The organism is Pseudomonas sp. BN102 (assembly GCF_029871245.1).
Lineage (GTDB): Bacteria > Pseudomonadota > Gammaproteobacteria > Pseudomonadales > Pseudomonadaceae > Metapseudomonas.
Map to the genome: position 1 here is coordinate 217,094 of NZ_SSON01000072.1, position 12,018 is coordinate 229,111.

The 12,018-nt window shown below is 65.8% G+C and carries 8 protein-coding genes; 1 reads left to right on the forward strand and 7 read right to left on the reverse strand.

Going from position 1 to position 12,018, the window contains the following annotated elements; all coding sequences use genetic code 11:
- Positions 1–178: 178 nt before the first annotated feature.
- From E8F12_RS19365 to E8F12_RS19395, 7 genes are all read right to left on the reverse strand, one after another.
- Positions 179–1,615 (reverse strand): NAD(P)(+) transhydrogenase (Re/Si-specific) subunit beta, encoded by a 1,437-nt coding sequence (locus tag E8F12_RS19365; RefSeq protein WP_280326815.1) that lies wholly within the window; start codon positions 1,613–1,615, stop codon positions 179–181.
- A 2-nt stretch (positions 1,616–1,617) separates the two neighbouring features.
- On the reverse strand, positions 1,618–1,932 hold the full coding sequence (locus E8F12_RS19370) for an NAD(P) transhydrogenase subunit alpha (protein ID WP_003458205.1): 315 nt from the start codon (positions 1,930–1,932) through the stop codon (positions 1,618–1,620).
- An 11-nt stretch (positions 1,933–1,943) separates the two neighbouring features.
- Positions 1,944–3,104 (reverse strand): Re/Si-specific NAD(P)(+) transhydrogenase subunit alpha, encoded by a 1,161-nt coding sequence (locus E8F12_RS19375; protein WP_280326816.1) that lies wholly within the window; start codon positions 3,102–3,104, stop codon positions 1,944–1,946.
- A 644-nt stretch (positions 3,105–3,748) separates the two neighbouring features.
- Positions 3,749–6,268: a LuxR C-terminal-related transcriptional regulator gene (locus tag E8F12_RS19380; RefSeq protein ID WP_280326817.1), complete on the reverse strand. Its 2,520-nt coding sequence runs from the start codon at positions 6,266–6,268 to the stop codon at positions 3,749–3,751.
- Between the two features lie 160 nt (positions 6,269–6,428).
- Entirely contained in the window at positions 6,429–7,796 is a 1,368-nt protein-coding gene (locus E8F12_RS19385; protein ID WP_280326829.1) for a DUF1329 domain-containing protein, read from the reverse strand.
- Between the two features lie 20 nt (positions 7,797–7,816).
- Positions 7,817–9,583, reverse strand: coding sequence for a DUF1302 domain-containing protein (locus E8F12_RS19390; RefSeq protein ID WP_280326818.1), 1,767 nt, complete (start codon positions 9,581–9,583; stop codon positions 7,817–7,819).
- Positions 9,584–9,789: 206 nt separating this feature from the next.
- Entirely contained in the window at positions 9,790–10,698 is a 909-nt protein-coding gene (locus tag E8F12_RS19395; RefSeq protein ID WP_280326819.1) for a LysR family transcriptional regulator, read from the reverse strand.
- 196 nt (positions 10,699–10,894) lie between these two features.
- On the opposite strand from E8F12_RS19395, the gene E8F12_RS19400 reads away from it, so the two are divergent.
- Positions 10,895–12,018 (forward strand): acyl-CoA dehydrogenase (locus E8F12_RS19400; RefSeq protein WP_280326820.1); only part of this gene is annotated, 1,124 nt, incomplete at its 3' end.

Consider the following 12,018-nt stretch of genomic DNA (forward strand, 5'->3'; position numbering starts at 1 on the left):
TAGGGGCGAATTCATTCGCCAAGGGCAGCGCAGCTGCCCTCTGGAACTCCGATGGCAGGCCTGCGGCCTGCTTGGCGAATGAATTCGCCCCTACAATCCGTTGCCCCATGAAAGCCGCTTCCCTAACGAAAAACCCCGGCACCAGGCCGGGGTTTTCGCTGTAGCGTGACGGGGAATATCAGTCCACCGCCTTGACCATGTCCTCAATCACCTTCTTGGCGTCGCCGAACACCATCATGGTCTTGTCCATGTAGAACAGTTCGTTGTCCAGGCCGGCGTAGCCGCTGGCCATGGAGCGCTTGTTGACGATGATGGTCTTGGCCTTGAAGGCTTCCAGGATCGGCATGCCGGCGATGGGCGACTTGGGATCGTTCTTCGCCGCCGGGTTGACCACGTCGTTGGCGCCGAGCACCAGCACCACGTCGGCCTGGCCGAACTCGGAGTTGATATCTTCCATCTCGAACACCTGCTCGTAAGGCACTTCGGCCTCGGCCAGCAGGACGTTCATGTGACCGGGCATACGGCCCGCCACCGGGTGGATCGCATACTTCACGTTGACGCCACGGTGGCTCAGCTTCTCCGACAGTTCCATCAGCGCGTGCTGGGCACGAGCCACCGCCAGGCCGTAGCCGGGGACGATGATCACGCTGTCGGCGTTGGTCAGCAGGAAGGCGGCGTCGTCGCTGGAACCGGACTTCACCGGACGCTGTTCCTTGCTACCCGCTGCGGCACCCGCGTCGGCTTCGGCGCCGAAGCCACCGAGGATGACGTTGAAGAAGGAGCGGTTCATCGCCTTGCACATGATGTAGGAGAGGATCGCACCCGAGGAACCTACCAGGGAGCCCGCAATGATCAGCATCGAGTTGTTCAGCGAGAAGCCGATACCGGCCGCCGCCCAGCCCGAGTAGCTGTTCAGCATGGACACCACCACCGGCATGTCGGCGCCGCCGATCGGGATGATGATCAGCACGCCGATGACGAAGGCCAGGGCCACCAGCAGGGCGAAGGCGCCGAAGTCGCCGGTGAAGGTGAAGTACAGGCCCAGGCCGATGATGGCCAGGCCCACCAGCAGGTTCAGCTTGTGCTGGCCGGCGAACTGCACCGGGGCACCCTGGAACAGGCGGAACTTGTACTTGCCCGACAGTTTGCCAAAGGCGATCACCGAACCGGAGAAGGTGATGGCGCCGATGGCCGCGCCGAGGAACAGCTCCAGGCGGTTACCGGAAGGGATGGCGTCGCCCAGGTTGGCAACGATGCCCAGGGACTGCGGCTCGACCACCGCGGCGATGGCGATGAACACCGCGGCCAGACCGATCATGCTGTGCATGAAGGCCACCAGCTCCGGCATCTTGGTCATTTCGACGCGCTTGGCCATGATCGAACCGGCGGTGCCGCCGACCAGCAGGCCGACGATTACGTAGCCGATGCCCTGGGTGGCGAGGTCCGCGCCGAGCTTATAGATGAGGCCGACAGTGGTGACCACGGCAATGGCCATGCCGACCATGCCGAACAGGTTGCCGCGACGGGACGAAGTCGGGTGCGACAGACCCTTGAGCGCCTGGATGAAGCAGATCGAGGCGACGAGGTAGAGAACAGTGATCAGGTTCATGCTCATGGTCAGTGTTTCTCCGCAGCCGCTTTCGGCGCTTTCTTCTTGAACATTTCCAGCATGCGGCGGGTGACGAGGAAGCCACCGAAGACGTTCACCGCGGCCAGGGCTACGGCCAGGGTGCCCATGGTCTTGCCCAGCGGGGTGACGGTGAGGGCGGCGGCCAGCATGGCGCCGACGATCACGATGGCCGAGATGGCGTTGGTCACGGCCATCAGCGGGGTGTGCAGGGCCGGGGTGACGTTCCACACCACGTGGTAGCCGACGTAGATGGCCAGCACGAAGATGATCAGGTTGTAGATGCCGTCGGAAATCAGGTCCATGGTCTCTATCCTTATGCGTTCACTTTTTGCGGAGCAGCGGTCGCGGCGGGAGCACCGTTGCTACGCACGACGTTGCCGTCGCGGCACATCAGGCATGCGGCGACGATGTCGTCTTCGAGGTTGATGGTGAGCTGGCCGTCCTTGTCGATGATCAGCTTGAGGAAATCCAGCAGGTTGCGCGCATAGAGGGCGGAGGCGTCTGCCGGCACCTGGGCCGCCAGGTTGCTGTGGCCGACGATGGTCACGCCGTGCTTGATCACCACCTGCTCGGCTTCGGTCAGCGGGCAGTTGCCGCCCTGGGCCGCAGCCAGGTCGATGACCACGGAGCCCGGCTTCATCTCGGCAACGGTGGCCTCGTGCAGCAGGGTCGGCGCCTTGCGGCCCGGGATCAGCGCGGTGGTGATGACGATGTCGGCCTGCTTGGCGCGCTCGTGCACCGCCTTGGCCTGGCGCTCCATCCAGGAAGCCGGCATCGGGCGGGCGTAGCCGCCGACGCCCTGGGCGCATTCGCGTTCTTCATCGGTCTCGAAGGGCACGTCGACGAACTTGGCGCCGAGGGATTCGATCTGCTCTTTCACGGCAGGACGCACATCAGAGGCCTCGATCACGGCACCCAGGCGCTTGGCCGTGGCGATGGCCTGCAGGCCGGCGACGCCGGCGCCGAGGATCAGCACGCGGGCGGCCTTCACGGTGCCGGCGGCGGTCATCAGCATCGGCATGAAGCGCGGGTAGTGGTTGGCCGCCAGCATCACCGCCTTGTAGCCGGCGATGTTGGCCTGGGAGGACAGCACGTCGAGGCTCTGGGCGCGGGAGGTGCGCGGCGCCGCTTCGAGGGCGAAGGCGGTGATGCCGCGGGCGTTCATGCGCGCGATGGTCTCGTTGCTGAAGGGGTTGAGCATGCCGACCAGTACGGCACCGGCGCGCATGTGCGCCAGCTCGCCCTCGGTCGGGGCAACCACTTTCAGCACTAGGTCGGCGCCGAAGGCAGCAGCGTCGTTGCCGATGGTGGCGCCAACGGCCTCATAGGCACTGTCCGGGATGCTGGCGCTGACGCCGGCCCCGCTTTGCACCGTCACCTGGTGGCCTTGGCTCACCAGCTTCTTGATGGTTTCGGGCGTCGCGGCAACCCGCGTCTCCCCGGCGTGGCTTTCGAGAGGAACACCGATGTGCACTTCAAATCTCCTGCGTGATCGATCTGGTGAACCAGTGCACTACGGGTGGTGCTCTGGTAGGGCGAGTCCGCCTTTCAACAGCCTGGTACTGCACCACCTGAACCTAGGGGCGCGGCATTCTGCAGTCGGAACCGCGAATGCTTCAAGAAGTTCTGAAGCTAAACGCCATGATAACTACAAGTCACGTTTCGACCACTAAACTCCGCTTTCCGTTTGAAGCCCCGCCATCACTGGTGTGGGGCCCTTTAGCCGGTCCAACCGGAGCTGTGCCGCATCCCGGCGCTGAATGCCTTTCCATCAGAGCAGCGCCGGTACGAGCTTGCAGCCCGCGACATCCTGCCGTTAATGGCTGGAGCACTGTTAATCAGACTTTTTAATAGTTGCCATAAGGCTGCGGAAAATGGGCGTTCTGTAGCTTTTGAAAATGCCTGACTACAGGGTCAGGATTTGTTTTTGGACGGGTTTATCAAGCAAGCGTAGCTCAGCAGCGCCGCGGGCTGCGCCAGATTGTCGCGGATGCGGAGTCCCATCGTAGGTTGGTGCGGGCCACGCTGGTCTGAGCGAAGCGAAGCCCAACGAGAGGCGTGCAGGATTTCCTGCGCCTGCCGGGTCGAGCTACCGAGAGGGCGCGGCGCTGCGGGGAATCACACCAGCAGCCCCAGGGTCTTGGCGCGCATCACCGCCTGGGTGCGGCGCTTGACGCCGAGCTTGCTGTTGATCTTCTTGGTGTGGGTTTTCACCGTGTTGACCGAGATGAACAAGTAGCCGCCGATCTCCTGGTTGGAGAAACCCTCCGCCAGCAGCTGCAGCACGGCGCGTTCGCGCTGGCTGAGCAGGCTGGCCTGGTCGCTCTCGCTCTGGAGCGGGCTGTCGCTGCGCGGGTGGTCCCGCAGCAGGCATTGCATGCCCAGGCGCTCGGCATGCTCCAGAGCCTGGCGTTCGAGCTGCCCTGCGTCGGCGTGGCCCTGGGCGCGCCAGGTGGCGGCCAGGGCCAGGCGCACCTCGCAGCCCAATGGCACGAACTGCAGGGCCTGGCAGCGCTCCAGCAGGGCCTGCAACGTGGCTTCGGCCTGTTCGGCGCAGCCGGCCTCGAGCTGCGCCCGCGCCAGCAGCAGTTGATTGCGCAAGGGCAGGGTGGGGTAGTCCAGCGGCGCCATCCAGGCCCGCTCGCCGACGAAATAGCGCTGGATGCGCAGGGCCACCGGCTCGATGCGTTCCCAGCGCCCCTGACGGGCCAGCACGCGCATGCCCTGCAGGTGCAGCACGCCGCTGTAGGCATAGCGCCAGACCTGGCGGCAATGCATCTGCCGCTCGGCCTCGCGCAACTCCTGGAAGGCCTGGTCGAAATTACCGCGGCGGGCGTGCAGTTCGGCCAGGCCGAGGAATCCATGCAGGGCGAAGGGGTCGGCGCAGCCCTGGGCTTGCTCCAGCCCGGACTGCAGCGCGCGCTCGGCATCCTCCTGGCGGTCGGCGATCAGGTGCAGTTCGGCCTGGATCAGGTGCAGGCGACCGAGCAGCAGGCTGTCCACCAGTTTGCGCTGGCCGATCAGGGCGAAACTCTGTTCCAACAGGGTCTGGGCCCGGCCGAACTCGCCGCGCAACAGGAGCAGGCGGATGCGGTCAAGGTTGATCAGCACCTCGAACAGCAGGCTGCCCTGGCGGCGGGCGATCTCCAGGGCCTTGTGCAGGTGCGGTGGTGCCTGCTCGGGGGCGCCGCTGGCCATGGCCACCCGGGCCAGGCTGGAGCAGCAGAACAGGATGGGCATCCAGTCGTGCTCGGGCAGTTGCTCCAGGGCCTCGCGGCAATGCTGTTCGGCCGTGGTCGCGGACTGGCCGCGCAGTGCCGTGAGCACTCCGTGCAGGGCCTGCCAGTTGGCCAGCAGCTTGCGGTTGCGCTGGGCGCTGGGTTGCGGCAGGAAGTGGCTGAGCTTGTCGATGCAGGCCTCGGCCTCGTCCAGGCGCCAGGAGATGAGCAGGCCCCAGGCGTTCAGGCTGAGCAGGCGCGGGGTGCTTTCCAGCAGGGCGGCAGGCAGCCGCGCGCGCCAGGCCAGCAGGTGTGCCAGGTGCTGTTCGCCGGTGATCCACTCCTGGCCCAGGCGTTCCAGGTAGTTGGCCGCCGCTTCCTGCTGGCCGGCGCACAGGGCCTGTTCGATGGCGTCTTCAACCTGCCCGGCGGCGATGAACATGCGGCAGGCGGTGAGGTGCAGGCGGGTGGCGGCGGCTTCGCTGATGCGGTGGCGCAGCGCCCGCGCTACCGCGGGCAGCACCCGGTACACGGTGCCGTGCTCGTCCAGGGGCATGCAGAAGGCCTGGCGCGCCAGCAGGCGCTCAAAGAGTTCGGCGCCGTCGATGTCTTCCCAGAGGTGCTGGCAGAGGCTGGCGGAGACCTTCGGCAGGTGCGCCAGGGCGAACAGGCAGTTGGCTTCTTCCGGACTCAGGCGATTGAGCAATTCGTGGTCGAGGTACTCCTTCAGCCAGCAATGGCCGCCGCCGGCGGTGGCCGGTGCCTTGCCGGAGAGGTGCAGGCGCACCCCGGCACACCAGCCCTCGGTCTCCTTCCAGAGTTCTTCGCGCAGGGCGGCGCCGGTCTGCGGCGCCAACAGGTCCACCAGTTGTTCGTGTTGCCGGCGATCGAGGGCCAGCTGGGTGGCATCCAGTTCCAGCAGCTCGCCGGCCAGCAGCAGGCGGGGGAGGTTCCAGGTCGGGCGCTGGCGCACGCTGACCAGCAGCCGTAGTTCGGGCAGGGCGCGGGCGAGGAGTTGGTCGATGCAGTGGTCGAGACCCGCCGGTGGATGGCCTGGGTAGTCGTCCAGGACCAGCGAGACCCGCTCGCCGCGATGTCCCAGCAGCTGCTGCATGGCCAGGGCGGCGGGTAAGGGCGGGATGTCCTGCTGCAGTTCGTGGGCGAGTTGGGCGACCAGCTGTTCGGGCGTCAGCGGCTGGCCGGCGAGGGTGAGCCAGATGACCAGGCCGGGCTCGGCCTGGGCGCGGAGGAACTCATTGAGCAGCACGCTTTTGCCGAAACCGGCTGGCGCGCAGAGCAAACGCAGGCGCGCGTCCTGGGCCGCGAGGCGCTCGACCAGCAATGGGCGGGGGACATGGGCCGGCGGGAGGCGCGGCAGGCGCGACGATAGGGCGTGCGAAGTCTGGCCAGGGCGTGGCATGGGGCGGTTCTCACGGAGTTGTAGTTATGGATGAACCGGACGTCCGCAGACTAGATGGCCCCATGGCGGGCTTGAAGCAGCATGGACGGCGCTGATGGTGCGCCATAAGGAAGAGGGAAACGGAGGGAGCGGCGCCCTGCAAGCAGGGCGCCTGGTGGAATCAGCGGATGCCGGCGTTGCGCAGGGCCGCGGGGGTGTAGTCGGCGCCAGTGGCGGCGAAGCCGAACTCGATGCCGTGCTTCTCTTCGTTCTTCAGGCCGAGGGCGATATAGCGCCCGGCGATGATGTCGTAGAGGGCCTCCACCGAATAGGTGCTGACCTGCCGCTGGTAGTGATAGCTGGCATGGCCTTCGCCGACGCGCCAGAGCTGGCCGCGGCCGTCGTAGTGGTCGGCATAGGCGATCTGCCAGCTGTCTTCGTCGATGAAGTAGTGGCGCTTGGCGTAGATGTGCCGCTCGTTGGGCTTGAGGGTGGCGACCACCTCCCAGACGCGGTGCAATTCGTAGCGGGTCAGGTCCTGGTTGAGGTGGCCCGGCTGGATGATCTCCTTGTACTTGAGCTGTGGCGATTCCAGCTTGTAGCTGTTGTAGGGGATGTACATCTCTTTCTTGCCGACCAGCTTCCAGTCGTAGCGGTCCGGGGCGCCGGAGAACATGTCGAAGTTGTCGGCGGTACGCATGCCGTCGGCGGCGGTGCCGGGACCGTCATAGGCGACCTGGGGCGCACGGCGCACGCGGCGTTGGCCGGCGTTGTAGAGCCAGGCCAGGCGCGGTTCCTTGACCTGGTCGATGGTCTCGTGAACCAGCAGCACGTTACCCGCCAGGCGCGAGGGCGCCAGGACCCGCTGTTTGAAGTAGAGCAGCACGTTGGCCGACTTGCCCGTGTCCAGTTCGCGCATGTCGGCCGGGAAGGCGACTTCGTCCTCGAACTGCACCGGAGTGAAGGAGCCGCCGGTCTGCGGCGTGGCCTGGACCACCAGGCGTCGGGCGTTGCCTCCGCGGTAACGAGTGATGTGGTTCCACAGGACCTGGACGCCGTCCTTGGGAATCGGAAATGCGTAGTAGTGGCTCTCGGCGAAGTCCGACAGGCCGTTGCCGCCGTCCACGGGCTGGGTTTTGAGCGCGCTCTGCTTGGCCGCGTCATAGATGGCCTGGGGCGCGGCGGCAGTGCGGTGGCTGGGGTAGACCGGGATCTTGTAGGTGCTGGCGTAGCGCTTGAACATCGCCATCTGCCCGGGCGAAAGCTTGTCCTTGTACTGCTCGGCGTTGGCCGCGGTGATGGTGAACAGCGGCTGTTCGCTGGCGAAGGGGTTGCCGAGGAAGCCGTTGGAATCGACCACGGCAGCGTTGGTTGGCAGGCCACCGGTCCAGGCTGGGATACTGCCATCGGCGCTGCCGAGCTTCTCCGCCCCCAGCGGGGTGAGGCTGGCACCGAGCTGCGCGGCCTCCTCCTGGGAGACGGCGGCCATGACGTTGGCGGCCAGCAGGCTGAGTGCCAGCACGCCGCTTTGCAGGATTCTTCTCTTGATCATTCTTTGAGTCCTTGCTGTCAGAAGTTGAGGCCAAAGCTGAGGGCGACGAAGTCGCGGTCAGTGGTCACGTTGTAGTGGCCGCCAAAGAAGTCGGTGTAGCTGAGGCTGGCGGTGTAGGTGTTCTGGTAGTCGGCATTGAGGCCGAGGCTGATGGCCTTGGAGCCTTCGTTGAAGTTCGGGCCGTAGCCGTCCACGTCGTGGGACCAGGCGACGCTCGGGGTCAGGTTGATCCCGGCGATGACGTTGCTGTAGTCCAGGCTGGCGCGGGCGCGGTAGCCCCAGGAGCTGCTGGTGTAGAAGCCCTTGTCGTTGCACTCGCGTTGCTGCGGGCTGGCGGCGGTGAGCGCCAGGCAGATGGCCTGGGAGGACAGCTGGCCGGGGCCGTAGATGGGGTCGCGGCCGAAGCGCAGTTCGCCGATGTCGTCGTCCAGGCCGCCGATGTGGTTGTAGCCCACCTCGGCCACCAGGGTCAGGCGACTGGCGCCCATCACCTGGTCGATGAACTGGGTGGCGGTGACCTGGGCCTGGGTGACCGGCTTGCGTTCGTAGCCGTGCAGATCTGCGCCGGAGCGGTTGAGCGCGTGGCCGCTTTCGAAGACCGGCGAGTTCGGTACGCCGAGCGCGGCGAAGGACAGGTCGGTACTGTTGATCTGCAGCGGCATGTTCGGCCGGAAGCTGACCTCGCCCGCCAGGGATGTGCCTTCGATGTTGGTCTGGAAGCTCAGGCCGTAGAGGCGGATGTCTTCCGGGTACTCGATGAAGTAGCGAGCGCCGGGGGCGCCGGGAATGATCGCCGCGCTCGGGGTGGTGGTGCGGATGGTGCTGAAGATCGGCCCGCGGCTGTGGTAGTTCAGCGCGTAGGCGCCGAACTCGGTGTCGTTCAGCTCTTCCACGAACCAGCGCAGGGCCACGCCGAACTGGCCGCTGTCGCGGGCGTCGCGGTCGCCGGCGCGGGGAATGAAGAGGGTGCCGCCGGTGTTGGTGGACACGCCGGGCGGCAGGTCTGGGCCGGCGACCACCAGGCGGTCGACGCAGCCATCGGCCACCACGTCCGAGGTGGAGAAGAAAGTGCCGCAGTTGTCGACCACCGTCTGGTCCCATTCCAGCTGGTAGAAGGCTTCGGCCGAGAGGTTATCGGTCAGGCTCTGGGACAGGTAGATCATGTTCACCGGGATCAGGCCTTCCTTGATCTCGGCGCCGGGACGGCGGAAGGCGGAAACGTCGATCGGGTTGATCGAGTTGATGCTGTTGCCGATGAAGGTGCTCTCGCCCCAGCTCACCACCTGCTTGCCGACGCGGAAGCTGCCCGGCAGGTCGCCCAGGTTGTAGTTGTGGTAGAGGAAGGCATCGAGCAGCTGCGCGCCGGAGGCCTTGGCGCCTTCCTTGCGGTTGTGGTCGTCGATGTCATAGAAGAGCCGGTGCTCATCCTTCAGCTCGAAGTCGTACCAGTACTTGCCGCGCAGGAATACGCCGGTGTCGCCGTACTTCAGCTCGAGGTCATGGATGCCCTTGAAGATCTTCGAGAAGGTCTCGCCCTTCTTGAAGTTCAGCCGGCCATCGTCGGAGGTCCGCGACAGTGCCTCGCCACCGCTGGCGGTCGAGATGAATTCCGGGTCGGCCGAGCGCACGGCCCAACTGGCGCCGACCGAGAGGGAGGAGTCGAACTGCGCTTCGATCTCGCCGATGTTGAACGTGACGGCATAGGCCTGGGCGCTGCAACCCAGGGCGACGGCGGCGGCCAGCGTGTGCGGCCGGAAGATTCCGCGCATTGTTCTTGTTGTCATGCGGCTCTCCAGAGCGGGTCTTTGGAGGCCCCATGCTAATCAGCCGTAATCCCTGCCATAACTGCCTGAACGGGCGATTTCGCCTATCACCCGAGTGGGTGAGCAGACAGCGCGAAACGACCTTTGCGAGGGGCAGCCGCGGCGCTCTGGGAGTGGTTGCCGATGGCCTTTGCTACCTGGGGTTACAGCGGCCTGCGAAGTGGGGATCACTCCAGGCCGGCTTCCATCCGGTAGTCGCGCGCGGCGTCCACCAGCCAGGTGCGGAAGGCGCCAAGGGCGGCGGATTCCAACTTGCGCTCGGGGATGATCAGGTAATAGGCCTTGTCGCTGCGGAAGCTGTGGGGATGGGCGATGACCAGGCGGCCGTCGGCCAGTTCGCGCTGGATCAGGAAAGGCGGAACCAGCGCCACGCCCATCTCGTGCATGGCGGCCTGCGCCAGCATGGAGAAGAGTTCGTAGCGCGGGCCGCTGAGGTCGCGCGACACATTCATGCCAAGGGAATTGAACCACTGCCGCCAGGCATAGGGGCGGGTGGTTTGCTGCAGCAGGGGCAGCCGGGCAATGGTCTCGGCGTCCAGGCCGTTGCGACCGCCCAGCAGCGTGGGGCTGCAGACCGGCACCGAGTTCTCATGCATCAGGAAGTCCGCGCGGGTGCCCGACCATTCTGCGTCGCCAAAGTAGAGGGCGGCATCGAAATCGGTATCGGCGAAGAGGAAGGGCCGGGTGCGGTTGGTCAGGTTGACCGTGACTTCCGGGTGCAGGCGCTGGAAATCCTTCAATCTGGGCACCAGCCACTGGGTGCCGAAGGTGGGAACTATGGCCAGCTCCACCGTCATGGCGCCCTGTTGGCCCATCACCGCCAAGGTGTCGCGCTCCACTGCGTCGAGCTGGGCGGCGATGCGCCGGGAATAGGCGAGGCCCGCTTCCGTCAGCTTCACTCCGCGCCGCGAACGGCGGAACAGCTCCAGGCCGAGAAACTCCTCCAGCCCGGCGATCTGCCGGCAGATGGCGCTCTGGGTCAGGGTCAGTTCCTCGGCCGCCTTGGTGAAGCTCTGGTGGCGGGCGGCGGACTCGAAGGCGACCAGGGCGGCTGTGCTGGGAATCTTTCGGCGCATGCTGTACCTCGGTTTCACAATTCAACGCAGTGAACAGGGCTTTCTGGCAGTACGGAGTGAGAAATTAGCACAACAGCATGCGAAATCCTCGTTTGTCCGATCCGGCCTAGGCTGTCTAGGATGGCTGCATACGAACGAGGCCCGAGCCGTATTCCGGCTCCCGCTCCCTCCACCCAATCCATCGAGGAACCCGCCCATGGCTGCCAAAGCAAGCTTCAACTGGATCGACCCGCTGCTGCTGGACCAGCAACTCACCGAAGAAGAGCGCATGGTGCGTGACAGCGCCGAGCAGTTCGCCGCCGACAAGCTGGCCCCGCGCGTCCTCGAAGCCTTCCGCCATGAACAGACCGACCCGGCAATCTTCCGCGAGATGGGCGAGACCGGCCTGCTCGGCGCCACCATCCCCGCCGAGTACGGCGGCAGCGGCCTGAACTACGTGTGCTACGGTCTGATCGCCCGTGAAGTCGAGCGGGTGGACTCCGGCTACCGCTCGATGATGAGCGTGCAGTCCTCTCTGGTGATGGTGCCGATCTACGAGTTCGGCAACGAAGCCACCAAGCAGAAGTACCTGCCCAAGCTGGCCAGCGGCGAATACATCGGCTGCTTTGGCCTGACCGAGCCGAACCACGGTTCCGACCCGGGCTCGATGATCACCCGCGCGAAGAAGGTCGACGGCGGCTACCGCCTGACCGGCAACAAGATGTGGATCACCAACAGCCCGATCGCCGATGTGTTCGTGGTCTGGGCCAAGGATGACGCCGGCGAGATCCGTGGCTTCGTCCTCGAGAAGGGCTGGCAGGGCCTCTCCGCCCCGGCGATCCACGGCAAGGTCGGCCTGCGCGCCTCCATCACCGGCGAGATCGTGATGGACAACGTCTTCGTCCCGGAAGAGAACGCCTTCCCTGAGGTGCGCGGCCTGCGTGGCCCCTTCACCTGCCTGAACTCCGCCCGCTATGGCATCTCCTGGGGCGCCCTGGGTGCCGCCGAAGCCTGCTGGCACACCGCGCGCCAGTACGTGCTGGACCGCAACCAGTTCGGTCGTCCGCTGGCCGCCAACCAGCTGATCCAGAAGAAGCTGGCCGACATGCAGACCGAGATCACCCTGGCCCTGCAAGGCTGCCTGCGCCTGGGCCGGATGAAGGACGAAGGCACTGCCGCGGTGGAGATCACCTCGATCATGAAGCGCAACTCCTGCGGCAAGGCCCTGGATATCGCGCGCATGGCCCGCGACATGCTGGGCGGCAACGGCATCTCCGACGAGTTCGGCGTGGCCCGTCACCTGGTCAACCTGGAAGTGGTCAACACCTACGAGGGGACCCA